The sequence below is a fragment of the Sphingomonas suaedae genome (assembly GCF_007833215.1).
GTDB classification, from domain to species: domain Bacteria; phylum Pseudomonadota; class Alphaproteobacteria; order Sphingomonadales; family Sphingomonadaceae; genus Sphingomonas; species Sphingomonas suaedae.
Map to the genome: position 1 here is coordinate 599,443 of NZ_CP042239.1, position 24,396 is coordinate 623,838.

Annotated in this window: 19 protein-coding genes and 3 pseudogenes; 9 read left to right on the forward strand and 13 right to left on the reverse strand. The window is 63.1% G+C overall.

The genetic code is table 11. The features are described 5' to 3' along the window. Window positions 1–66: 66 nt before the first annotated feature. The 3 genes from dinD to FPZ54_RS02855 form a co-directional block, all read right to left on the reverse strand. Entirely contained in the window at window positions 67–1,389 is a 1,323-nt protein-coding gene (dinD, locus tag FPZ54_RS02845) for a DNA damage-inducible protein D (RefSeq protein ID WP_222428342.1), read from the reverse strand. Then, on the reverse strand, window positions 1,386–2,318 hold the full coding sequence (locus FPZ54_RS02850) for an IS1595 family transposase (RefSeq protein ID WP_145844822.1): 933 nt from the start codon (window positions 2,316–2,318) through the stop codon (window positions 1,386–1,388). The genes dinD and FPZ54_RS02850 overlap by 4 nt, the downstream gene beginning before the upstream one ends. A 139-nt stretch (window positions 2,319–2,457) precedes the next feature. Then, entirely contained in the window at window positions 2,458–2,667 is a 210-nt protein-coding gene (locus tag FPZ54_RS02855; protein ID WP_145844823.1) for a helix-turn-helix transcriptional regulator, read from the reverse strand. 776 nt (window positions 2,668–3,443) lie between these two features. Between FPZ54_RS02855 and FPZ54_RS02860 the strand changes: the two are divergent. The 3 genes and pseudogenes from FPZ54_RS02860 (at window position 3,444) to FPZ54_RS02870 (ending at window position 6,419) form a co-directional block, all read left to right on the forward strand. Beyond that, window positions 3,444–5,181, forward strand: a pseudogene (locus FPZ54_RS02860) (ParB/RepB/Spo0J family partition protein). Window positions 5,182–5,235: 54 nt separating this feature from the next. Next, on the forward strand, window positions 5,236–5,472 hold the full coding sequence (locus tag FPZ54_RS02865) for a sigma factor-like helix-turn-helix DNA-binding protein (protein WP_145844825.1): 237 nt from the start codon (window positions 5,236–5,238) through the stop codon (window positions 5,470–5,472). A 53-nt stretch (window positions 5,473–5,525) separates the two neighbouring features. Further along, the gene (locus FPZ54_RS02870; protein ID WP_145844827.1) at window positions 5,526–6,419 is read left to right on the forward strand and encodes a HEPN domain-containing protein; all 894 of its coding nucleotides are present in this window, start codon (window positions 5,526–5,528) and stop codon (window positions 6,417–6,419) included. A gap of 20 nt (window positions 6,420–6,439) precedes the next feature. On the opposite strand, the pseudogene FPZ54_RS02875 reads toward FPZ54_RS02870, so the two are convergent. From FPZ54_RS02875 to FPZ54_RS02890, 4 genes and pseudogenes are all read right to left on the reverse strand, one after another. Then, window positions 6,440–6,939, reverse strand: a pseudogene (locus FPZ54_RS02875) (Ros/MucR family transcriptional regulator). Beyond that, the gene (locus FPZ54_RS02880; RefSeq protein WP_145844829.1) at window positions 6,936–7,172 is read right to left on the reverse strand and encodes a DUF6771 family protein; all 237 of its coding nucleotides are present in this window, start codon (window positions 7,170–7,172) and stop codon (window positions 6,936–6,938) included. Before FPZ54_RS02880 ends, FPZ54_RS02875 begins: the two are co-directional and overlap by 4 nt. Before the next feature lie 7 nt (window positions 7,173–7,179). Further along, window positions 7,180–7,407, reverse strand: coding sequence for a conjugal transfer protein TraD (locus FPZ54_RS02885; protein ID WP_239019687.1), 228 nt, complete (start codon window positions 7,405–7,407; stop codon window positions 7,180–7,182). A 19-nt stretch (window positions 7,408–7,426) separates the two neighbouring features. Further along, complete coding sequence (locus FPZ54_RS02890) at window positions 7,427–7,747, reverse strand: conjugal transfer protein TraD (protein ID WP_145844832.1); 321 nt, start codon at window positions 7,745–7,747, stop codon at window positions 7,427–7,429. A 171-nt stretch (window positions 7,748–7,918) separates the two neighbouring features. Between FPZ54_RS02890 and traA the strand changes: the two are divergent. Then, window positions 7,919–10,815 (forward strand): annotated as a pseudogene (traA, locus tag FPZ54_RS02895) (Ti-type conjugative transfer relaxase TraA). A gap of 166 nt (window positions 10,816–10,981) precedes the next feature. Here traA and FPZ54_RS02900 read toward each other — a convergent pair. Continuing rightward, on the reverse strand, window positions 10,982–11,731 hold the full coding sequence (locus tag FPZ54_RS02900) for a COG3650 family protein (RefSeq protein WP_186456888.1): 750 nt from the start codon (window positions 11,729–11,731) through the stop codon (window positions 10,982–10,984). Between the two features lie 669 nt (window positions 11,732–12,400). Between FPZ54_RS02900 and FPZ54_RS02905 the strand changes: the two genes are divergently transcribed. Genes FPZ54_RS02905 through FPZ54_RS02915 form a run of 3 tightly spaced genes read left to right on the forward strand, consistent with a single transcriptional unit; the run spans window position 12,401 to window position 16,067 of the window. After that, the gene (locus FPZ54_RS02905; protein WP_186456889.1) at window positions 12,401–15,487 is read left to right on the forward strand and encodes an intermembrane phospholipid transport protein YdbH family protein; all 3,087 of its coding nucleotides are present in this window, start codon (window positions 12,401–12,403) and stop codon (window positions 15,485–15,487) included. Window positions 15,488–15,525: 38 nt separating this feature from the next. Beyond that, window positions 15,526–15,699: a YnbE family lipoprotein gene (locus tag FPZ54_RS02910; protein ID WP_239019688.1), complete on the forward strand. Its 174-nt coding sequence runs from the start codon at window positions 15,526–15,528 to the stop codon at window positions 15,697–15,699. Next, complete coding sequence (locus FPZ54_RS02915) at window positions 15,699–16,067, forward strand: YdbL family probable chaperone protein (RefSeq protein WP_145844840.1); 369 nt, start codon at window positions 15,699–15,701, stop codon at window positions 16,065–16,067. Before FPZ54_RS02910 ends, FPZ54_RS02915 begins: the two co-directional genes overlap by 1 nt. Window positions 16,068–16,356: 289 nt before the next feature. On the opposite strand, the gene FPZ54_RS02920 is transcribed toward FPZ54_RS02915, so the two are convergent. Further along, the gene (locus FPZ54_RS02920; RefSeq protein WP_145844842.1) at window positions 16,357–17,490 is read right to left on the reverse strand and encodes a GGDEF domain-containing protein; all 1,134 of its coding nucleotides are present in this window, start codon (window positions 17,488–17,490) and stop codon (window positions 16,357–16,359) included. A gap of 277 nt (window positions 17,491–17,767) precedes the next feature. Between FPZ54_RS02920 and xth the strand changes: the two genes are divergently transcribed. Continuing rightward, window positions 17,768–18,565 carry an exodeoxyribonuclease III gene (gene xth, locus FPZ54_RS02925; RefSeq protein ID WP_145844844.1) on the forward strand — a complete coding sequence of 266 codons (798 nt, stop codon included), beginning with the start codon at window positions 17,768–17,770 and terminating at the stop codon, window positions 18,563–18,565. Further along, a complete protein-coding gene (locus FPZ54_RS02930) occupies window positions 18,562–19,590 on the forward strand; it encodes an ATP-dependent DNA ligase (RefSeq protein WP_239019689.1) in 1,029 nt (342 codons plus the stop codon). Before xth ends, FPZ54_RS02930 begins: the two co-directional genes overlap by 4 nt. A 19-nt stretch (window positions 19,591–19,609) precedes the next feature. Here FPZ54_RS02930 and FPZ54_RS02935 read toward each other — a convergent pair whose 3' ends face one another. The 4 genes from FPZ54_RS02935 to FPZ54_RS02950 all read right to left on the reverse strand — a co-directional run bounded on the left by FPZ54_RS02935 (window position 19,610) and on the right by FPZ54_RS02950 (window position 22,975). Next, window positions 19,610–20,488, reverse strand: a complete 879-nt coding sequence (locus FPZ54_RS02935) for an NAD(P)H-hydrate dehydratase (RefSeq protein WP_145844847.1) — start codon at window positions 20,486–20,488, stop codon at window positions 19,610–19,612. Continuing rightward, window positions 20,485–21,255 carry a histidine phosphatase family protein gene (locus FPZ54_RS02940; protein WP_145844849.1) on the reverse strand — a complete coding sequence of 257 codons (771 nt, stop codon included), beginning with the start codon at window positions 21,253–21,255 and terminating at the stop codon, window positions 20,485–20,487. Before FPZ54_RS02940 ends, FPZ54_RS02935 begins: the two co-directional genes overlap by 4 nt. Before the next feature lie 34 nt (window positions 21,256–21,289). Further along, a complete protein-coding gene (locus FPZ54_RS02945) occupies window positions 21,290–22,330 on the reverse strand; it encodes a DUF72 domain-containing protein (protein WP_145844851.1) in 1,041 nt (346 codons plus the stop codon). Window positions 22,331–22,798: 468 nt separating this feature from the next. Next, complete coding sequence (locus FPZ54_RS02950; protein ID WP_145844852.1) at window positions 22,799–22,975, reverse strand: DUF3606 domain-containing protein; 177 nt, start codon at window positions 22,973–22,975, stop codon at window positions 22,799–22,801. Between the last annotated feature and the right edge of the window lie 1,421 nt (window positions 22,976–24,396).

Consider the following 24,396-nt stretch of genomic DNA (forward strand, 5'->3'; position numbering starts at 1 on the left):
GTCTCGCAGAATCTCTATGATAATGGCGCAAAGGGCATCTAGTTCATCTGCCGTCATCGTCTACGCCTAGTTCTTGAAGTATTCGCGGACGAAATCGAGCCCCTTGCGGGTGATCTTGAATCCGCCGGGCACGTCCTGCGCGAAGCCCTGATAGATGAAGTTCGACTTCGAGGTTTTGTGCGATTTGAGGTTGCGAACAAGCTGAGAGAACTTCGAGTCCTTCCGGCTAGCATTTGCCGCTGTATGCTCTTCCGAAAGGTGCACATATCCGGGCATCTCGGCGATCATATCGGACGTGCTAATCTCACCATCCGGACGAACCGACATAATGAGAAGGGCGTATTTCCAGAGGTCGGCGCGAAGGTCGATTTCCACTGGATCGGTCGCCTTCGGTCCAGCCAATGGTTCCTCAATGCGCTTCTGCGCGGGGATGGCGCGCATGCGTTGCTGCTTCCGCTCTTCACGCGCGATCCGCTTCACGTCGTCAGCAACGGGCAAATCTTCCGGCATGATGCCGCTGAGGTCGCGCATTGTCTGCCGCACCTTCACGCCGACTTCATAGTGCGCGTCGCAGGCGGCTTCCTTGCCTTGGATATTCCGGCTCCGCAGCTTCTCCTCAGTTTGGGTGATGCGGAACAGGTTCGCGGCCAGCTCCGTGCTGCCCATGTGATCCAGAATGTTGGCCTTGGTAGGCAAGCCTTTATACTGCTGAATCTCTTCCTTCCCGCGTCCGCCGTAAAGGCCCTGATAGCCCCTGTTATTAAACTTGCCGAAGTCCGCGCCTGAGTGAACGCCGGAGGCCTTCGCCGCGCTCATGAGCCGCTTGTTTTCCGCTACCACTTGGTTCCGCAGATAGAGCCGCTTCTGGTTCTCGGACAGGGTGTCAAAATCGACGCCGTGCTGGTCCGCCAGCTCCTGCCGACGTGCCTGGATAGCGAAGTAGTTCTGAGCGAAGCCGATCTGGCGTTTCCGGGGGTCGCCGTTCTGCGCGATCAGATAGCAAGCATAGCGGTCGAGGTGGATGTTATCGACCTCCCGGCGACCGCCTTTCCCGATCTCGATCATGTCGGTGACGTCAACAAAATGATCCTGAGGATCGAGCCGCATCGTTCGGCATGCGGCCTTGGCCTTCTCAACGATCGTCAGGAAGTTTCGATAGTCCGAATATCCCAGAAGCCGCGAGAGGTCGCGGGATGTCCAAAACTCGTGTCCATTCTCAGTCTTGCGCGCGGCAGCTTCAAAGGCGTCCAAAAGCGTGTCGATCGTGTCGTCCGATAGGTTGCTTGTCGCAAGCGCCGTAACCTCGCCGGGATTGGTCTGCGCGACCCGCTGCATGGCCTCATCGAAGTCAAAATCGAACTTCACCGGATCGTCTTTGGGAGCGTTCACGCGATCAGATCCTTGTAAGTCAGGCGACCGGAGGTCTGATCGAGCAAGGCGTTTACCCGATCCCCCTCACCGATGCTGCGGAGATTGAAGCGCCACGTCATCTCGCCGAGATAATGGCTTAGGTGCTTCGGCGAGAGGTAATGGTGGGTGCCGATGATCTGGCGCTTGAAGAGCGCCCCCACGCTCTCAATGCCGTTCGTGTGGTTGTAATAATCCTTCACATACTGCCCGGCGCTATAGTTCACCGTGTGGTGATTGTAGCGGCCTTGAAGGCCCACGAAGCCAACATGCTCGTCGGTCATGATATTGGCGCCGGGAGCGACGACGCTGGCGATTGCGCCCTGCAAGTTGACGGCGCGCAGATTGCGCATCGTGCCCGTCACAAGCTCGCCGCCACGCTCTAGGATGCCCATGACGACAACCTTGCCTGCGCCGCCCTGCTTGCCACCGGTGCGCTGCCACGCGTGCTTATTCTTCTCCTTGCCGCCAATGAACGTTTCGTCGGCCTCAACCTCACCCTCGAGGGGCCGATTGAACGACTTGGTCTGCGCGGCGTAGCGAAGGCGATGCAGCATGAACCACGCCGTCTTTTGCGTGACGCCGATATCCTTAGCGAGCTGCGTGCTGGCGATGCCCTTCTTGTGCGAAGTGATCAGCCAAATAGCCATCATCCACTGGCGCAGGCCGATCTTGCTGTCCTCGAAGATTGTGCCGACCTTGATAGAGAAGCGCTTACGACAATCGCCGCACTTGTGGGTGCGTCGGTCGGCAAAGTGGTAAACCTTGGTGCTGCCGCAGGTGGGGCAGAACGCGCCCTTCTTCCAACGGATCGCGGTGAAATGGTCGATCGCCGTTTGCTCGTCGGGGAAGGCCGACATCATCTGGATCAGCGTTTCGAACTGCTGCTTCTTAGGGGCGATCGTTTCCATACCCCCTTGTGACACCCAAATCAGATTGGGTCAAGCAGGTATATAGGTCGCTAAGTTTTCATCAAGTGAGCGACCGGAAGATCGTGTAATGATACAAGGAACGCTGACGACATCTATTGGCGCGCAAAGGCCCCGAAAGTCATTTTGGATCATCGCAGCTGTAAAGCATCGGATTCTTCAACCACTCGGCTATTGCTGACTCGCGCCAGCCGGCGCAGCGTGTGCTGATCTGAATGTTCCGCGGGAACGTGCCGTTCTGCATTTTCCGGTACATCGTCGAACGGCTGAGCCCGGTACGAGCGAGGACGGTGTTGATGCGGAGAATTTGGTCTGGGGTTTCGGTGTGCATTGCTATTCCTTGCATTGCGTGCGTGACTGGTGCCCCCGGGAGCTAATTTGGGCGGAAATCTTTCGCGCTGAAAAGGGCCTCTCTGGTGTCAGGAGGGTACTGTGCGGGGCAAGCGCGCACATACGTAGCTCTGGTGTAGGTGGGTTGCTCAAGGGGTGAAGTCTCAGGGCGTCTCACGCATCGCGTGACCGCGCTCTACGCCGCTGGCGCGTCGCCGAGTCGCTCTGCGGCGTCTCGGCCCATTCGGGTAACGATCGCATGACGCGGGCCGGGCGCGACCCGGCAGCGGAACGCGATTGATGATGGGCGTGCGCTGGCGGACTTCTGCGAAGCCGCCAGGGTCCGCAGTGCCTTTTGTTTTCCGCGTGGCACGCTCGATCCGGCCGGGGGGCGCGGCGACGGCTGGCGCACAGCTGCGCGCGCACGCCGCCACGACGGCCGTCCGGCTTCGAGAGTGCGTGTTGGTGGGCTCCGGGCGGAGCGGCAAGCGCGCAGCCCTTGAAGATGCTGCGGTCAGCGCGTTGCGCTGGCGTTGTTGGTCTCGGCCGCGGCCAAGGGGGGTGGGCGTCGCTGCCTTCTAGTCCCGCCGCGGCGGGCTGCAACCGGCGTTGCCGGTCCTTCACGGTGTTACGGCCCTGGAACCCACCCCATTGCGCTAGCGCAATGGGGACCCCGGGGGTGCAGCCCGCCTCTGTTCGGCGGGACTGCCAGTCCGCTCCTTGCCGCCCACCCCCCTTCGCCGGGGCCGGTGCGGTTCAGGAAGAAGGAGCAGTGACATGGAACTCAAGCATATCGACCTCGCCAACTTGTCCGTCTCGACCGCCAATATGCGGGGCGTGAAGAAGGTGCCTGACCTCACCAACATCCTGCCGTCTGTGCGGGCGCGCGGGGTGCTGGTCCCGCTGATCGTTCGGCAGAACGGATCGCCCGACAGCTATGAGATCGTCGCAGGGAAGCGGCGCTTTCATGCTGCGCTTGTCGTGGCGGAGGAGGGCGGTGGGAGCGACGCCCTGCCATGCGCGATCATGCAGGCCGGAGACGATGCGGCGGCGCTCGAGGCCTCGCTGATCGAGAACATCGCGCGGCTGGATCCCGACGAGGTGACGCGGTGGGAGACGTTCACCCGGCTGATCCGCGAAGGCCGCAGCCCCGAGGATATCGCGCTGACGTTCGGGCTTACCGAGTTGCAGGTGAAGCGTACGCTTGCGCTGGGCAACCTCTTGCCCCGTATCCGCAATCTTTATCGGCACGAGCAGATCGACGCGGTGACGGTGCGCCACCTCACCCTTGCCAGCAAGGCGCAGCAGCGTGATTGGCTGGCGATGGTCGATGACCCGGAGCAGCGCGCGCCGGTCGGGCAGCAGCTGAAGGCTTGGCTGTTCGGGGGAACATCGATCCTGTGCGATGCGGCGCTGTTCGACCTTGCCGACTACAAGGGCGAGATCGTGTCCGACCTGTTCGGCGACGAGCGCTATTTCGCGAGCGTCGAGGCGTTCTGGACGGCGCAGGAGACGGCGATTGCGGCGCGGGTCGAAGCGTATCGCGAGGCGGGGTGGAGCGAGGTCGTTGTGCTGGAGCGCGGCGACTATTTCCATAGTTGGGAGCATGAGCGCCGGTCCAAGAAACAGGGCGGCAAGGTGTTCATCAGCATCGGCCATCGCGGCGATGTCACCTTCCACGAAGGCTATGTCACAACCAAGGAAGCGCGAAAGCTGGAGCGCGGCGAGGCGGTCGAGAAGCCGGTTCGGCCCGAGGTCAGCGCGCCGCTTCAGAACTATATCGACTTGCACCGGCATGCGGCGGTGCGCGCGGACCTTGCCAGCCGTCCATCGCTGGCGCTGCGGCTGATGGTGGCGCACGTCATCGCGGGTTCGGCCTTGTGGAATGTCCGGATCGAGACGCAGCGTGCCGCAACCGATGCGATTGCCGAGAGCGTGGAGAACAGCGCATCGGAAGCTGCGTTCGACGAGAAGCGGCGTGCGGTGCTGGCGTTACTCGGGTTCGATCCCGAGACGCCGACCGTGACGGGCGGCTATGACGGCGCGCATGGCGTGGCGGGTCTGTTCGTCAAGCTGATCGCGCTTCCCGATCCTGCGGTGATGGACATTGCTCGCGATCGTCATGGGCGAGAACCTCGAGGCGGGCAGCGCGCTGATCGAATTGCTGGGTCCGATGCTCGGCACCGACATGGCCAAGGTCTGGCAGGGCGACGACGCATTGCTCGACATGATCCGCGACCGCGAGGTGCTGCACCATGTGCTGGCAGACGTGGCGGGCGAGAGCGTCGCCGATGCTAACGAGGCCGCGACCGGCAAGGTCAAGCGCAAGATCGTGCGCGATTGCCTCACCGGGGAGAACGGACGCGCCAAGGTGGCAGGCTGGGTGCCCAAGTGGATGGCGTTTCCGCCAGCTGCCTACACCGAGCGCGGCGGGGTCGCGACCGTCAGCCGGGCGGCCAAGGTCGCCGAACTGGCAGGATCCCCCGAACCCGAGCCGCTGCGTCGCGCAGCCTGACTGTCTGGCGGCCACCGCGCCGCCAGACTTCCCCCTCTTTTGCGGGAGGGCATCATGACTGATGATCCTGACCCGGTGACCCTCAAGCGCATGGAACGGGCCGTTCGCAAGCTGCCGCGGTTGCAGCGCGAAATCTTCCTCGCCGCCCGGCTCGACAACCTGAGCTATGTCGAGATTGCCGAGCGCACCGGCCTTACTGCCGGGCAAGTCGAGCGGGAGATTGCGAAGGCGCTCGTGAGCATTGCTCGCCGCATGGCCCGCCGACCCCGGCGCTGGTGGAATTCCCGGTAATTCTGTCGAGCGTCCATGTTTGCGCATCGGCGCTCGCTCGCTAGGAAGGAACTATGAGGACCGACCTCGATCATCTCCCGGACCGCAAGCGCCGCGATCTCGAACGCATCGTGCAGATTCTGTTTGCCGAGTTCGAGGACGCAACCGCGCTCGCCACGCAGAAGTGGAAGAAGCAGGGGCGCATCCTCAAGGTGATCCTCTACGGCTCCTATGCACGCGGTGACTGGGTCGAGGACCCGGTCGGGGGCTATTATTCGGACTATGATATTCTGGTCGTGGTCAGCGACGACCGGCTTACCGACCCGGTGGAATATTGGGCCAAGGCGGACGACCATTTCGTTCGCGAGGTGACGATCTCCAAGCGGATCAGCGCGCCGGTCGCGTTCATCGTTCACAGCCTTTCAGACGTGAACGACCAGCTGATGCGTGGTCGCCCATTCTTCATCGATGCCATCCAGCAGGGAATCGCCCTCTATGAGGTCGACGGCTACCCGTTTGCCGAGCCGCAGCCGCTGACCGAAGAAGCCGCGCGAGCGGAAGCGCAGAAAAGCTTCGACTACTGGTTCCCCTTATCTGTCCACGGGTTGAGCCTCGCACGCACTAGCATTGAAAATGGTGTGCCGCGCGATGCTATGCATCAAGCTGCGGAGCGAGCATATCATTGCTTGCTGCTGACCCTGACGCTCTACAGCCCGAAGTCGCACAAGCTGAACTTTCTGCGCGCGCAAGCGGAGCCGCTGGTTCACGGGCTAATCGCAGTCTGGCCGCGCGACACGAAGTACGCGCGGCGCTGTTTCGAGCTGCTTCAGCAGGCTTATGTGAACGCGCGATACTCGCCGCATTACAAGATCACGCCGGAAGAACTGGACTGGCTCGCCGAGCGCGTAGAGCTTTTGCAGAAGACTGTTCGCGACGTCTGTGCACGGCGGCTCGCCCCGCGCGACTGATCGCGCGGCGCTCGCGGAGTTCAGGCCGATTTGGTGCTGCGCGGAGTCCGCTTAGGCGCAGGCGCAGGCGCCGGGGCCGGAGTTGCGGCCTTCGCAGCGCGCCCCTTGCTGCCCAGTCCGATCTTCTTCGCCATAGCGCGGCGCTGCTCCGAATAGCTCTCGGCAACCATCGGATAATCGGGCTTGAGATTATAGCGCGCGCGAACTCTTCCGGCGTTAACCCATGCGTCGAGAGATGCCGACGCAGTGTCTTGTAGGGCTTGCCGTCGATCATCGAAATGATGTGATCCTTCGACGCTAGGGACTTGCGCACCGTGACCGCTGGCGTGTGCTCTTCGGAGACAGTCTCTTCACCTTCTGCGACCGCAGCGCCGCCTGACAATTCGCTGACTGTTGCATGCATCTTTTGCAGGAATGCCGGCACTTCGTCCGCCGTTGCGCGGTTGTTTGGATTGCCGAGCCAGGCGATCGTGAGTTCGGTTGCAAGCTCGACGAGATTGGGGGCGTTCTCTTCGGTCATGCTTTGCTCCATTTTGGATGTATTCGAGCGTGCGTGCGACTTTGCTCCACCGATGTCAAACCAGCGCCGCGGGAGTTCAGGTCAGATCTCCGCAGCGCATCGGCGAGCATCGCGGCGAACGCTTCTTCCGCCTGTGTGCGGGCGCTTTGATCCTTCGCTGTCAGGTCGCGGCGGACCCACTCCGGTGCGCGCTTGAGAAAGGCGAGGATCGTCATTTCGAGGTCTTCAGTCATCGGCGGGCTATGCGCGGGGTTCGCGCTCCGGGGCAAGTGCCTCGAATGCCCGCTTCCCGCGCCGCCACCAAAGCAGGAGCGCCTTGTCCCGATCCTCGCCGCGCAACCTGGAGGCGGCATCGACCAGTATCCCAAAGATCACCGCGCGATCGTCATCAGTAAGCTCGATCAGCCCGGCCTTGGCGATGAGGCCGCCAAGTTCGATCAGCTGGCGCGTTCGCTCGCGGCGCTTCACGACCCAATCCCGTTTGTCGTCACGCGCGATCCTGGCGCTGTGTCGATTGCGCATCGCCGTGGTTCGCCGAAGCGCTGCGCGCGTCGCGGCCAGCGCGTCCGCGAGCCTTGCGCGATCCTTGAAAAAAGACCGCGCCGCGCTTGCGCCAGCCCTCCTTTGTCGCCGCATCATTGGCCTCGACCGCGGCGAGCAGAACGCCTGCCAGTTGCTCGACCCGCAAGCTGTCCGCGCCGGTCGCGACGACAAGCTCGCCGAGCTGGCGCAGCCGGCGCTCCTTCAGCATCCTTGCCTTCTCGTCGAGCGCCTTAAGTTCCGAATCATAGTCGCGAGGTTTACGCATGACACCTTCCTCAATTGTTATTGTGGAAGGCGTCAGTTAGGTACTGCGTCGATCAGCGCAAACTTCGTGAAATATCTTGGGACAACTATTTCCCGAGAAAGATGAATTCTTTCGAGGGCGCGCTTATACGTTGTGCCAACGTCGCTTGTTTAGTGTATGTGGTTTGCCGTCATGGCGATCTACCATTTCTCGGCCAAAGTCATCTCGCGCGCCGCTGGTTCATCCGCACTGGCGTCCGCCGCCTATCGCTCGGCGTCGCGGCTGCACGACCAGCGGCTCGACCGGCATCATGACTTCTCGAACAAGACGGGGGTCGTACACTCGGAAGTGATGCTGCCGGACGGCGCGCCCGAGCATCTCTCGGACGCGAAGAGCTTTGGAACGCTGTCGAGGCCGCCGAGCTGAGAAAGGACGCGCAGCTTGCCCGCGAGATCGAGTTCGCGATTCCCCGCGAGATGACCAAGGAACAGGGCATCGAGCTCGCCCGGGACTTTGTGCGCGAGGAGTTCGTCGCGCGCGGGATGATCGCCGATCTCAACGTGCATTGGGATATCGGTGCCGACGGCCTCGCCAAGCCGCACGCGCATGTGATGCTCACGATGCGCGGGGTTGGCGAGGACGGGTTCGGCAAGAAGAACCGCGATTGGAACCGCACCGACCTTCTCGAGAAATGGCGCGAGCGTTGGAGTGAGCACGTCAACGAGCGGCTTGCCCAACTGGATATCGACGCGCGGATCGATCACCGATCCTTGGAGGCGCAGGGGATCGACCTTGAACCGCAGCACAAGATCGGCCCGGCTGCATCTCGCATGGCGGCACAGGGCCTCGAGTCCGAGCGCGCCGCCGAGCACCTCGAAATCGCCCGCTCCAATGGGGACAAGATCATCGCCACCCCGAGCCTGGCGCTCGACGCGATCACGCGCACCCAGGCAACCTTCACGACGCGTGACCTCGCCATTTTCGCGCATCGGCATAGCGACGGGAAGGACCAGTTCGACCGCGTGATGGCGGCGGTGCGCGGCGCGCCAGAGCTCGTCGCGCTCGGTAAAGACGGGCGTGGCGACGACCGGTTTACCAGCCGCGATATGATCGAGATCGAGCGGCGGCTGGAGCGCGCGACCGAAGCCCTGGCCAATCGCGACCGGTACGCCGTCGCGGAGCGCCATCGCGATCTTGCGCAGGCACGTGCGGCGGCGCGCGGCATGTTCCTCTCGCCCGAGCAGCGCAGCGCGTTCGAACACGTCACCGATGCGAAGGGGTTGGGGGTCGTCGTTGGGTACGCGGGCACGGGCAAGTCAGCGATGCTCGGGGTAGCGCGCGAGGCTTGGGAGAGCGCGGGCTATTCGGTGCAAGGCATCGCGCTGTCCGGCATCGCCGCCGAGAACCTTGAGAGCGGCTCCGGTATCGCATCGCGAACGATTGCGAGCTTAGAGCATCAATGGGCGCAGGATCGCGAGCTGCTTACCAGCCGCGATGTGCTGGTGGTCGACGAAGCCGGGATGATCGGCACGCGCCAGATGGAGCGCGTACTGACTGAGGCTGAGAAACGCGGTGCAAAGGTCGTACTGGTCGGCGACCCCGAACAGCTTCAGGCGATTGAGGCGGGCGCGGCGTTCCGCGCGACCGCAGAGCGGCACGGCAGCGTCGAGATCACCCAGATCCGCCGCCAGCGCGAGGACTGGCAGCGCGACGCAACACGGCACCTCGCGACCGGCCAAACCGGCGAGGCGATCAAGGCCTATCAGGACCATGACGCCGCGCACGCCGCCGCGACGCGAGACGGGGCGCGCGGTGCGCTGATCGACCGTTGGGATCGAGACCGGATCGCCAAACCTGACGCTTCGCGCATCATCCTTGCCCATACGCGTGACGAGGTGCAGGCGCTCAACACCACTGCGCGCGATCGGCTGCGCACCGCAGGCGCCCTTGGCGACGATGTGACGATCGCGACCGAGCGAGGGGCACGCGAGTTTGCAGCCGGCGACCGCATCATGTTCCTGCGGAACGAGCGCGACCTCGGCGTGAAGAATGGAACGCTCGGCACGGTGGAAAGCACGAGCCAGGTTCGCATGGCGGTGCAACTCGATGATGGCCGGTCGATCGCGTTTGATATCAAGGACTATGCGAGCATCGACCACGGCTACGCCGCTACGATCCACAAGGCACAGGGGATGACAGTCGATCGTACCCATGTGCTCGCGACACCGGGCATGGATAGCCACTCGGCCTACGTTGCGCTGTCGCGCCATCGCGACCGCGTCGATCTGCACCATGGGCAGGATGACTTTGCCGATCACGGCAGGCTTGTTCGCATACTTTCGCGCGAACGCGCCAAGGATATGGCGAGCGACTATGCTCGGGAACCGGAGCGGCAATTCGCCGAGCGGCGCGGTATCGCCTTCCGCCGACGCATTGCCGAGCTGGCACGCAAGATGCCCGAGAAGGTGCGCGGCATGTTCGACGGATTACGGCTTCCGGTCCAACGGCCCGTCGAACCTGCCAGGCCCACTGAAGACGAAGCGCGGCAGACGCGAAGGAACATCGTCCAACGGCACGCCCGCGCGGTGGTCAGCATCTTTGAGAGCTTCGACAAAGGCGACGCCGCGAGCCCCGAGCAGGCGAACGAAATCCGCGCAGCGCGCAAGGACCTGAATGCGATCACCGAGCACGCGTCGGTCGATCTTGAGAACGCGTACAAGAAGGACCGGGGGCTTGCCCGCGAAGCGGCGGGCGGTGACTTCAGGCGAACCAACCAAGCAATGCAGCTTGAAGCCGAGCTGCGCACGAGCCCCGCCCGACGCGCTGACCAGTTCGTCGAGCGATGGAAGACGCTCACCGCTCAGGCCCAGCGCGCCTATGTGACGGGAGATTACGGGGGCCGTAAGTCCGCGCAGAACGCTATGGCCGAGATGGCCCGAAGCCTTGAGCGCGACCCGCAAATGGAATCCGTCCTTGCGAGTCGAAAGGCTCAGTTGGGGATCTCGATTGAGACCGGCCGCCGGCTGGGTGCCGAGCTGGCATTCAATCACGGGATCGATTTCGGACGTGGGCGCGGCATCGGTCGATGACGCGTTTGGGTCCGCTTCTCGCCCCAATCTACGGTCGTCGCGTGCGCTTGGGGCAATCCCGAAAGCGGCCATCGCCCAAGCGTTGCTGAATGCCTGCCAATTTGGCATCGAGGATATGCGTTCAGGGAGATCACCAGCACTTGCTGAACCGACCCTAAGTTGAGCATTACGAGGCTTCGGCGCAGCCCTTGCGTAGTTCCCCCCGGACCTTCAACTCGACCGCAAACGGATACCGCTTGTCAGACATTCCATCCGAACAGCCCCGTTCGGCCCGAGCCCTGAGCTCAAACAGTTGCCCATCCAACGTGCCCGACCAGGTCTCGCCGTTCGGCCTGTTGGCGTAGCGTGTCCATATCCGCGTGCCGTTCTGATCCTCCGGGTGGGAATAAACGACACAGCGGCCGTCGATCCGTGCAGCCCAGAAGGGTTCGGTGCCAACTGCACGGCGGGGTGCTACGCGGATAGACTTCCCGCTCTGTACGGAGCAGGCGCTCACAGCCCCCTTTGCCTGGGGGCTGGGCTGGGTCGATGCGACTGGCTTCTTGCTGCAAGCAGTAACGAAGGTGCGAGACAGAGTCGGCGGCGGCGCAGGATGGGGTCCGCTCGATTGCGCGCCATAGTTGGCTGAAAGACGGCCGCCGATGAGTGCCGCGAGATTTCCCGGCACCCGCCCAGTACCCGTTACACCGCCACGCTGCGCATCGCCACGGGTATCGGCCACGAGTGCTGCAGCATCGTCGGCACTTCCAAAGGAAAGTCGTTCTTCGCTGTCAATCGGCCGGAAGCCTGGAACATTGACGAGGAGCCGATCTTCTCCGCCGGGGCAGAACAGGCGCAGAACGGCGCTTCTGTCTGCCCGCAGCAGCGCCAGTACAACTCCTTGGCCGGTCTGCTGCAGGGACCACCGTTCGACCATGCCTGTCCCGCTATCAGGTTCCTGAGAAATCGACGACGCGGGCGAGGGGGAAGCGGCTGCAGCCGTGGCCGAAGGCTGCGGGTCCGCCCCATCTTGGGGTTTTCCGCAAGATGCCAACGACGCCGCAGTAATCACGATCAAAGCTGAACGCACTGCTTCGGTTCCCTTCGAAAGACTGTTCATGCGGTAAGATAAAGCAGCAATGCGTTCAATCACGCGTCGGCGCGGGCATCATTCGAGCTGTCCTCGTCGAAAGGTTCTGTGTGCTGCGCCGTGCTGGCCGCTTCGCGCCCTGTTCTCGACCCCGCCGAGTGCCCACCGGCGCTTCCCATAGCCATCGTTCATTCAGGCGATCCCTTCATCTAGGAGCGGACCACCAGCGTTCGCTTCTTCCGGGGCGCCTACCACAAGACGAGATACGCGTTGAGCAATCCGGCGTGGCCTTGAAGGTGCGGCATCCGAGCATCAGCTGCAAGTCACGCCTGCGAATGGCCGAACTGGCGCCTTGCTTTGACATACGGATACTGCGCAAAGTAGGTCTATCGATCGCTATCGACCGAACACGCCGACGGGAGCCTTGCGGGCTTGATGTGGAGTCGAATGACAGAGTCGGCAGAGCGCGTTGATGAGCCGGAGCGGATGCGGCCCCCGCGACGGTGGGGGCGTTTGTTGCTCGCGCTTTTTCTCCTGCTGCTGGCCGTCCTGTCGGCTTCCTGGGTTCAACGGCGCACTATCGCTCGCGACTTCATTGATGCTGAACTGACTCGTCTGGGCGTCCCGGCGCGGTACGAGATCAGCCAGTTGTCGCCCTGGCGACAGCGTCTGAGGAATGTGGTCATTGGCGACGCGCGCCGCCCCGATCTCGTGGCGGATTGGGTGGAGATCCAGACTGCGCTCGCGCCTTGGCGAGCCGATGTGCTTGCCGTGCGCGCGGGACGCGTCCGCCTCCGGGGAAGACTCGTGAACGGCACTTTGTCGCTCGGCACGATTGATCGTCTGCTCCCGCCCCCGTCTGGAAAGCCGTTCGCGCTGCCTGCCTTGATTGTGGACGTAGCCGACGCGCAGATCGCGCTCGATACGCCAGCGGGCGCCGTGCAGCTCGCTATCGCGGGCGAGGGGATGCTGAATGACGGTTTTCGCGGCTCGCTAGGGCTGGCCTCTCGCCGTGTTGCGCTGGCGGGATGCACCATCGAGGAACCAAGGGCGCAGCTTGTGCTACGCATCCGCAAAGGACAGCCCGATATCGATGGACCTGCCTCTGCAAATTCGGCCAGCTGTGCTCAGGGCCGCGTGCTTTCGCCCAGGCTCATAGCGCAAGCGCGGCTGAATGCGTCGCTCGATCAATGGAAAGGAAAGGCGCGGTTTCAAGGCGAGCGGTTCGATCAGCCAGGGCTACGTTTCTCAGCCTTGCGCGGAAACGTCTCCTTCCATGGCGGAGGTGCGGGGACGAGCGGAACCCTGGCTTTGGAATCCGGTGCTTTCGACGTGCACGGCAACAGCGGGAAGTCTGCTGCCCTTGACGGGCGTTACGTCCAGGGAAGCTCGGGGCTGGAATTTCGCGGCCAGGTGGCAACGCGGTCGGTCGCGCTGGCGCCCGCCACCCTCGCGCGGTTCCGGCAGGCCAGCAATGATCTGCAAAGCGGCCCACTTCAACCGATCGTCAATGCGGTGGCCCAAGCCGCGACAGGCGCTGCGCGATCGTTCGACGCGCAGGGGGGCCTCCATTTGACCTATTCCGATGGCCGGGGCGCTTTGAAGCTGTCGCGGGTCGTTCTCAGCGCTGCAAGCGGCGCGCGCCTGACGTTCGATGGCGACGCGCGCGCCGCATTCGGGAAACGGGCTTCACCTCTGCAGGCCGAAGGAACGCTTGCGTTGCGCGGCGGCGGTCTCCCCGAAGCCGTGATGCGGGTTTCGCAGGGGCAGGGCGAAATCCGCGGCAGCGCGTTCGTCAAACCCTATGCGGTCGGCGGATCGCAGATTTCGCTCGCCGACATCGCATTTCGGCTGCGCGGGGAGGACGGCGAGGCAAGTACCCTGGCGATTTTCACCGGCACGCTGCCGCAGGGCCGAGTGGAACAGCTCATACTTCCGCTCAGCGCGCGATGGCGAGCGGGGTCGTTGCTCGTAAATCCCTCCTGCACGCGGGCAAGCTTCCGGCGGCTGGCGATCGGAAGCGTCATACTTGCGCCCAACAGCCTGTCGCTCTGCCCGATTGGCTCGGCCATGGTTCAGGTAGATCGAAACGGTCTGGGCGGCGGCATCCAGATCCGCCAGCCTCGCTTCACCGGCGCGCTCGGCGAAAGCGCCCTCAGCGTCGCTGCGGATCACGCGCGATTCGATATCGGCCAGCAGCGATTCTCACTGGCCGGTGCAGCCCTGCGGCTCGTCGGTACCAGCGAAACGCGGCTCGACGTGGCGCAGCTCTCGGGCACCTTGGCGAACAGCCGGGCGGGCCGTTTTTCCGGCCTCTCGGCGCAGATGAGCGGGGTGCCGCTATTGCTCTCGGGGGGTGAGGGCGATTGGGCGCTCGATCGTGACACGCTGAAGCTCACCGGTGCGCTCCAGGTGCGCGATGCGAACGAACCGGTGCGCTTCCATCCGCTCGCGACCCCCGACGCCGAAGTCCGCGTCGTCAGCGACACTGTCACCGCAACTGCAACGCTGAACATGTTGGAGGGAGGTGCCAGGATCGCAGACGTGCGGATCGACCATGATCTGAACGAGGGCCGCGGCTCTGCGGTGATCGGCGTGCGCGACCTCCGCTTCGCCCAGGCGGGCCTCCAGCCCCACAACATCACGCCGCTGACCTTCGGCCTGATCGCCGATGTTGACGGCACGGTCTCCGGCGAGGGGAAGATCGCCTGGTCCGATGCAGACGTCACCAGTAGTGGCACCTTCACGACCCGAGACATGGACCTCGCCGCCGCCTTCGGCCCGGTACGTGGCCTCACTACCGAGTTGCAATTCGCGGACCTTCTCGGCATGCGCACCGCGCCGGGCCAGACCGGCACGGTGGCGGAGATCAACCCCGGCGTGCCCGTCGTCGACGGAAAATTCCGTTTCCAGATCCTGGACAGTCAGCGCGTGCAGATCGAAAGCGCGCGCTGGCCCTTCGCCGGGGGCGAACTGGTCCTTGAACCAACGCTTCTGGATTTCTCCGAAAGCCGCGAGCGCCGGATGACTTTTCGCGTAGTAGGGGCCGATGCGGCACTGTTCCTGAAGGAAATGGAGTTCGGCAATATCAGCGCCACCGGCACGTTCGACGGGACCCTCCCCATCATTTTCGACGCGCAGGGCGGCCGTATCGAAGGCGGCATACTGACTGCCCGAGGGGGCGGGTCCCTCGCTTATATCGGCGAAGTCACCCGCCATGACCTCGGCTTTTGGGGCAATATGGCGTTCCAGGCGCTCCGCTCGCTCGATTATCGCAGCCTCTCGATCGATATGAACGGGTCGCTCGCCGGCAACATGGTGACGGAGATCCGCTTCGCCGGAGTCAGCCAGGGTGAGGGTGCCAAGTCCAACTTCCTGGTCCGTCGGTTGGCGCGATTGCCCTTCATATTCGACATTCGGATAAGCGCGCCCTTTCAGCAACTGCTGGACTCGGTCCAATCCTGGTACGAGCCCAGCCGGCTGATCGAGCGCAATTTGCCCGCTTTGCTCGAAGCGGAGGGCGGGGCGGAGGGACTGCAACCGCAGGAGAAACCCGTTCAGCAGTCCGAAAGCGGCGATGTGCGAAGAGAGGAGCAGAAATGAGGTGGAGATGTTGGAGGGACGCTTTTTCAGTGTCCAATATGAGGCTGCTACTCGCGGGAGCCGCGATGATGGCGACTGGCGGGTGCATCAACGTTACTGCGCCGGATAAGCCGATCGTCATCAACCTCAACATCTCGATCACGCAGGAGGTCGTCTATCGTCTCGACAATAAGGCGAAGACACTGATCCAGCAAAATCCGGGGATATTCTGATGCGTAAGCTGCCCTTCTCCATCGCAATCGCGGCAATTTTGATGTCGGTTCCTGCGTTGGCGCAGCGCGACCCTGCCTATCAGGCGGCCCGCGAGCAAGGCCTGGTTGGTGAGCAGCCCGACGGCTATTTGGGTATCGTGGGATCGCCGACCCCCCAATTGCGGGCGCTCGTCAACAACATCAATATCCAGCGCAAGAAGCAGTATACCGATCAGGCAGCGGCTGGATCCACCGTCGAGCAGATGGCGTTTGTGACCGGCTGCAACCTCATCATGCGCACAACGGTTGGCGAGAAGTACCGCACGCCGGACGGCCGATGGCTCACCCGGGGCAGCGAAGACCCTGTACGAGATCCGCGCTGCCTTTGAAAACATGCCCATGTAGGTTGGTGTGCTTTGTCGGCCCGCAACGCTGGCGGACCGCCAGTCTGAATGCGCCCTCTCTTACTCAGCTTCACTGCGCGGAAGTCGGCTGTCGGCACGTTCTAGCCTACCTATTGCGGTCAAGTTCGCAAGAGGCGCGCAGCCGGAATGACCATTGGTCGGTGGAAGCGCGTTCGGCGGATTGCCGTTGCCCGACCGCGATTGTCAGTTTCATCGCGCCGGCCTGTTAGCTTGGCGGATATGCGGACCCTGAGCGGCACGCCATTGGCGCCTCCTAGGCAGACAGGCGTTGCGCGTCGCGAGGAGCATCGCTTTTATAGGCGGCGATGCCCCCGCCGGTGCGCTTTGCCCGAAGTAGTGCTTCGTCGGCGCGCGCGATGAGTTCGTCCAAATCGCGACCGTGCTGAGGATGTATCGCGTAGCCGACGCTTGTGCCGATCGAGATTTGATGGCCGAGGATCGAGTAGGACTCCGCGACGGTGCGGGCGACGCGGCGTGCAAGTAGATCGGCTTCGCCGGGGTGCGCTCCTGCCTGGAGGAGTACGAACTCGTCGCCACCGATCCGCGCGGCGACATCGCCTTCGCGCAGCACGCGGCGCAGCCGGTCGGATACCGCCTTGAGCAGCGCGTCCCCCACCGGATGGCCATGGGTGTCATTGACCGCCTTGAAGCGGTCGAGGTCGAGGCAATGCACGACCAGAAATCCGTCTTGGCCAGCACGGTCCATGACCCTGTCGTAAGCTTCGCGCAACGACAGGCGGTTCTCAAGACCAGTGAGCGCATCGACGCGCGCGAGGGTAGCGAACGCCGCGCGCGCGGTGATCTCGGCGGTGGCCACGCGATAGTTCCGCAACATGCTGTGGATGCCGCCCATGAGGAACAACAGCAGTAATGCTCCAACCGCGACATATGTCGGCTTCAAAGTGATCAAGGCTGCCGCGCCGGTCGGGATCACCGCCATCGCGATGCTCGGAAGCGCTATCCACGGGCGCAGAAAGATGCCTGCGGCAACGCCCGCAGCATAGCCGAATACCAGCCCGATCACGAGCATGTGCGATTCGGCGCCCGCGACATGAAATGCTCGTGTGCTGAACGCCCCGAAGATGGCAGCGAATGCGAGATAGGGGATGGCAAATAGCTGCTCGACATGACGCGCAGCGGAGAGATCGAACGCGTTACCGAGTGCGATCAGGCGATAGCGAAGCAGCACGTAAAGGCGCGCAACGACGGCCACGGCGCCCCCCGCGATCAGCAGTGTGAGGAGCGGGTCCCGGGTTTCGAGCGCGACAAGGGTGCCGACGCCCAGGAAAGCCATTGCCATGATGACGGTCGGCGTGAGCGTCGCAAAGAGCGAACGCACGATCGCGATATAAGTGGCTTCCGACAGACGTTTCGAACTAGCGAACATTGGGGGGCCTCTTCGTGCCAGCCTAATCGTATGCCGTTAACGTTTCGTGCGATCTCAAATCTCTTGGCATGGAGCGAGGCGTCGCTGGCCTTTGTCGCCGATAAGGAGGTGATCGACGCGACTGTCCAAAGGTCCAATGTTTGATTGGAGCAGGAGCGACGAAGGTATAGTGCGATCTTTTCCCGCTGCGCTTAAGAGACCTTCTTCCTCCGCACGAATGCCCAACTTGAGTGCGCGCCATTTTGGAACGAGTAGCGCGCGCCCGCGTCTAACAGGGGTGAAAATCGCCACTTACAATGTAAACGGCGTCAATGGCCGCCTGCCCGTGCTGCTGCGCTGGCTGGAAGAGCGCCAGGCAGACGTCGTCGTCCTTCAGGAACTGAAGGCTGCGCAGGAGAATTTCCCCGAAAAAGCGATCCGCGATCTCGGCTATGATGTGGTCTGGCATGGCCAGAAGAGCTGGAACGGCGTCGCGATGTTGAGCCGGGTCGGCGATATTCAAGAGACCCGCCGGGGGCTTCCGGACGATCCCGATGAGACGCAGAGCCGCTACATCGAGGCGGCGGTGAACGGGGTGCTCATCGGCGGCCTTTACCTCCCGAACGGCAACCCGCGGCCAGGGCCGAAATTCGAGTATAAACTACGCTGGTTCGATCGGCTGATCGAACATGCCGCAAGCCTGCTCGAGTCCGAGTTGCCCGTGCTGCTTGCAGGTGACTTCAACGTGATGCCGACCGAGCAGGACGTGTACAAACCCGAACGCTGGCACGATGATGCTCTGTTCGCGCCCGAGGTTCGCGCGCGCTTTTTCGAATTGACCGGGCAGGGCTGGACCGACGCCTTGCGGACGATCCATCCCGACGAGATTATCTATACATTCTGGGACTATTTCCGGAACGCCTATGCGCGCAATGCCGGGCTCCGGATCGACCATCTGCTGCTCAGCCCTGCGCTTACCGATCGGCTGGTCGATGCGCAGGTCGACCATCATGTCCGCGGATGGGAGAAGACCAGCGACCACGCGCCGGTATGGATCGAGTTGTCCGACAAGCCCAGTCGCAGGCGTCGCACGTGACGGGCAAGCCGCATCCACTCGCCGAAACGGTTCCAATGGAAGCCAAGCTCGTCAGTGCTTTGCCTGACACGCCGGGGTGGCAGTTCGAACCCAAATGGGACGGGTTTCGTGCCATCGCCTCGCGTTTGGGCGGGCATGTGGACCTGCGATCGAAATCAGGCAAATCGCTCGCGCGCTATTTTCCCGAGATCGTCGCGACGCTGCAGGCCACTGTGTGCGACGATTATGTTCTGGATGGCGAAGTTATCCTGCCGGTGGGCGGCGTCCTTTCGTTCGACGCGCTGCAGGCCCGCCTTCATCCGGCCGAAAGCCGGATTACCCGATTGTCAGCTGAAACGCCCGCCCAGCTCATGCTCTTTGACTGCCTGGCACTCGAGGGTATCCAACTGATCGATCGTCCCCTTGCCGATCGGCGGATCTGTATCGAGCGGTTCCATGCACGCGAGGGCAATGCGACGTTGCGATTGTCGCCCCGGTCGCTCGACCTTGCTGACGCCCATGCATGGCTGGCAGCGAGCGGCGGCGCGCTCGACGGGGTGATCGCCAAGCCGCTCGGCGAATTCTATCAGGCTGGCGCGCGCGCGATGCTCAAGGTCAAACAGCACAGGACTGCCGACTGCGTCGTTGGCGGCTTCCGCCGGGCGAAGGACGGCCCCATGGTCGCATCGCTTTTACTTGGGCTCTATGATGACGCAGGCCTGCTCAACCATGTCGGCTTCACCTCGGCGCTGGCCGGACAGGATCGCGCCCAACTAACCGGGAGGCTCGACACGTTGATCGCCCCGCCGGGGTTCACGGGCAAGGCACCGGGCGGCCCTAGCCGATGGAACGACGGCAAAGCGAGCGATTGGCATCCGGTCAGGCCCGAACTGGTCGTCGAGGTGAGTTACGATCAGGTCACCGGGGATCGGTTTCGCCATGGCACTGGCCTGATTCGGTGGCGTCCCGACAAGTCGCCGCACCATTGCCGTATCGAGCAGTTGAAGCACGCACTGCGCCCCTCGCAACTTGCCGACCTTCGCTAGCTGCCCCATCGGTGCGCGATCATCCGCGCGAACCGGCAGAATAGCGGAGCATCGATGGAATCAGCGGGATGATGTCGCGGGCGAGGAAGCCAAGGAGGCCGATATCGGCGGTGAGCTTGCGGCCTGCCTCGCCATGAATCCAGACGCCCCAAGCCGCAGCATCATGCGGAGCGACGTCGCGCGCGAGGAGACCGCCGATGATGCCGGCCAGAACATCGCCCGATCCCGCCGTCGCCAATCCCGGACTGCCGTGATCGTAAAGCAGGCTTTGCCGGCCCGGCGTGGCGATCCATGTCCGTGCCGATTTGAGCACCACGGTCGCACCAAAGCGGGCCGCGGCCGCCTCGGCCAGTTCGCAACAGATATCCTCAGGAGCGCAGTCCATCAGCGTTGCCATTTCACCCGGATGCGGCGTCAGCACTTTTGGACCCCGGTACGCCGCGACCTCGCGAGCGACCGGAGGGAGCGCGCGCAGAAAGGCGGCGTCGAGCAACAGCGGGACTTGCGTTTCCGACCGCACGATCTCGGCCAGGATATCGACGCTATCCGCGTGCTGTCCGGTTCCCGGACCGAGGACAAGTGCGTCGCAAGCCTCGGTCAGCCGAGCGATTTCCGACGCACTGATCGATGCCAGTTCGCCGTTCGAATTTTGGTCGAGCGCATAAATCGCCGCTTCGGGGAAGCGCAGCCCGAGGCCTATCGCGACGGGCGCCACGGTCGCGAGCTGAACCTTGCCAGCCCCCGCGCGCAATGCCGCCTCCCCGGTGAGCAGAAGCGCCCCGGGCACGGTCGTCGAGCCGCCCACTGCCAGCACGCGACCCCGATCGTTTTTGTCGGTGTCGCTTCCCGGCGGAGGAAGCGGATGATCGGCGATCCAGTCTTCATCGAGCGCGATCATCCGCGCGCTCCCACCATTGCGTCCGGCGCTCGCGTCACCGCGGCAGTCGCATCCTGCTCGATCGGCGCGGTCACGTTGTAGCGGAGGAGCACCAGCCCGCCGTCCTTGCCCGCCGCCGGGTCGTGCGCATATTCGGTAACCGAGCAATTCGCGACATCGCCTTGCTTGTCGATTGCCAGGATTTCGGCCTCGCTCAAATTCTCGAGGATATAGCGCAGGCAAAGCACCACCACCTGATGGCCGACGATCATGACGTTGCGGCCAGCATAGTGGAGCGAAACGGTATCCAACAGCGCGCGCAATCGAAAGATGACGTCGCACCAGCTCTCGCCGCCCGGTGGTCGGTGATAGAATTTCCCGAGCAGGCGACGGAACTCGGCCTGTTGCGGCTCCTGGGCATGGATACCGGCTACGGTGAGACCGTCGAGGATGCCGAACTCCTTTTCGCGCAATCGCTCGTCGGCGCAGATCGCCTCGTCCGCAGCAGCGCCGCCGGCATCGCGAAAGAGCCGCGCCGTCTCCCTTGCGCGCAGATAGGGGCTGGAGAGAATGACGTCCGGCCGGCCCTCGCCGGGCTGCGCCGCGAACCAGCGTCCCAGCGCTCGCGCCTGATCCTCGCCCAGCCCCGAAAGCGGCACGTCGACGTCCCGCGTATCGAGCGGGATACGGTGCAGGCCGTCGGCCATGGCCACGTCGCGGGCGACATTGCCCGCGCTCTGGCCATGGCGAACCAGCCACAGGCGCGCCGGCCAGCGGTCCAGGCTCATCCCTCGATCGTCCGGCGCGTCGTTCGCAGGGCGCTCACGCCTGATCGGCCCTGTTCGAGGGTCTGTCGCCATTGCGTTGGCCGCGATCGAGCGTGTCGCTCGGACTGCGCGCGTCGCCCTCTTGCTGATGCTCGGTCGTTATGTTCGGCCTCGGTTGAGTCTCGGTCCGGCTATTGGGCGCCAGGTCCTTTTCACCGGGCTCTGCGGACAGATTGGGGCGGGGCTGGGTGTCTGTGTGCGAGGAATCCATGATCGCTCTCCGAGTGCGCGGAACGTCGCCTACAACGCGCGGACGCGGGGAACGATGCGCGGACTTCGGGCGTCCGACATAGCCTGCGCGCTCGCCCTCACGCTGCCCCAGCATCGAGACGAGCGAAAGCGCATTCGCGATGGCCGCGCCTGCAGCCGTGTTGTCAAATATACACCAGCTTTGTCGTCCGGCAGCGCTGGCCTGTGATATCTGGCGCGCATAGCAGTCGATCGCTTCGCTCGTGTAGGACGAACGGTACATGTCGGGCGAGCCATGGAGACGCCAATATTCCAGTTCAGGCCAGCCGCCTGGTCGCGCCGCGACGGCGCTCAGGGCCGGCTCGGCGGCCGCGCGTGCGACGCGCAATTCTGCGAGCAGCCTATCGGCGCTTTCCACGAACCAGCTTCGATGGCGGGGCTCGCAGACGATTCTCCCATCGGTTGCTGTGTGGAGCTTCTCGAAAAATCGGGCTGCGACGGACGTATCGAAAGCAAGACTGGGGGGCAGTTGGACCAGCAGCAGTTCCAACTTTTTCCCCAGTGGTCGAATTTCTTCGGCAAATAGCGAAATCAGGGCGTCCGGCTCGATCAACTTTGCCTGGTGCGTGATCGTCTTGGGGACTTTTACCGCGAAGCGAAACCGCGCAGGCACGCACTCCGCCCATTTGGCCCAGGTGGACGATCGGTGCGTGCGGTGGAAGGATGAATTGATCTCAACCCCCTCGAAGACCTTGGAATAACGTTCGAGCGCGGTGCCTTCCGAAGGGAACCGCTCCGCATCAGCTCGCGCTATGCTCCACCCCGCTGTACCTACCACCGTTCTCATCCAGATTCGTCCTATAGGGTCGCAGGATGCTACAAGAATCCGTGGATTGAGGTGCTCCAGGTCCCCGCTTATAGGCGCACTTAGTCAGGTGCTGAGCGCGCATGGGAGTCCCTGGGAATTCCCCTACGCAGACGATAATGGCCGGGCGTGCTGGCGGAAATCGACTGCAGCTAGGTGAGGTCACCCAGTCGCAGCGTCTTGCGATCCGACCCGCAGTGGTAATCATCTTGGCACGGTCGCGGCTGCTCCGTGCGCGATCGAGCCCTCTTCAGCGAAGATCCGAAAAGCGCACACCGTCCCGCTTCCTCGTTTCAGCGCTGAGCTGATCCTGCGAAGTCATCCCCGTGGAGGGACGCGGGGCGCAACATGCGCATTGGGGTTTGGCGGGGCGTTTTGTGCTCGCCGATGCCGCCCGGCGTTCATGCCGGTTCATCAGCCTATTCCCGTCTTCTTGTGTCGAGCATTCCCTTACCCTTTCAGATATGCGCGCACCTTGTCGGCGGAGCTGCCCACAGCACCGACCGCGTCCTGGAGGCGTTCCTTCGAAACCCCAAGCGCCTCTGTCCAGTAACGGACCTCATGTTCCTCACCCATCGCGATGCGGTCGCGATCAGGCGAACCGACGTTATTCTTGTCGTCAGCCATTTGCTTCTCCTCACTCCCTGCGTGAATCCTCCTCCCGGCCAAAAGTTCAATCCGACTCATATGGAACGCGACTCGGCGCTGATGAGCCCACTGCGAATGGGCCAGCTTCTCTTCCCAACAAACAGCGGACTTGCTCGCTATGCCGCTCGAAGTCGCAACAGGAGAGACGGTGATTGACTGGCGAAAAGCGCTCAGCGCTGTGCAGCAACATTCGCCCGGGTCACATCCGCGCTGCAATTGGTCAATGCGGTCGCGCACCTGCAAAAGAACTGTGCGTCATCGAGCCTGCCGTCGAAATCGTCCGGCACACTCAAACCCTAGCCTCGGAAAACAGCGGGAGATTATCATGGACATCGCACTCACGACCCTCGTCGAGTGCATCGCCCGCGTCCAGGCGGCGTACCAGCTGAGCAGGAACGGCGAGGGAAATATGGTCTCGGCGGGTGAAGCCGTTGCTCATCTATGGCCAGATTACATCACAACGGCCCTGGGCCGTTCTCCGCACGATTTGGGAGCCCAGCGACTGAATGGTCGAAGTCGGCGATGTCGCAGTGTGGGAGCGCATGGTGCCGGCTGCTCTGGAAGAATGTCCGAGCATCTAAGCAAGCGTGTCTGCGTTGCTCGGCTATTAGCCATGGCTTTCCGCCTTGACAGCCGCCGAGTTGTTTCGCTTTCATGCCGACGCGGGGAACCGGGGGAAAGGAGAAGGCGAGCAGCCGATCCGAATATTATTCCCGGCGCGCCCAGCAGGAGCGAACAATGGCGCAGAATGCGAAGGACACGCCCGCTCGCTGGTCGCATCTGACGCTCGCCGAGCAATATGAACGCATTGCGAACGGCGAACTGATTGGGACGGGAATCGTCCAGCGCGGATAGCAGAAAGGCCCAGGGTCCTGACGGTGCCTTGCTGACATGCCCTCACCCTTGCTTGATGGTGGGCGAGTACAGCCTACTCCACTCGATCGATGCCTCCCTCGCGTCGCGGCGAAAGCGGATTAAAGCGCTCCGACAACTACGCCGTCCGTTGCGACTACGTCCGGAACACCGGGCTAGCCAACGGCTCGCCCCACCCCTGACTCGGGTCAACCCGTTAACCAAATTCCCGATGAGTCCGTCCCGTCATTTACCCGTTAGCGCTGCGGGTTCGAGGGAGAGCGCAATGCCATCGTTAGTGAAGGTTGCCCGAATGTTGAATCACGGCGCGCCGCACGCCTTCAATAGCGTTCCGCACCGCTGTCGGCCAAACGATGAATTGCGCGCGGTGTCCGCCAAGTCCGTCCCAACCCAAGACGTTCCGCAACCGGTCAGTTGAACCCGAAGCTCCCGGTTCGTTCGGCCCTGGCGCCAAGGCGAATAGGCGCGGTCATGGCTGGTCGGATACGCGATTTGAGGAAGTTGACGGCCCAACTCCGGGTGCCGCT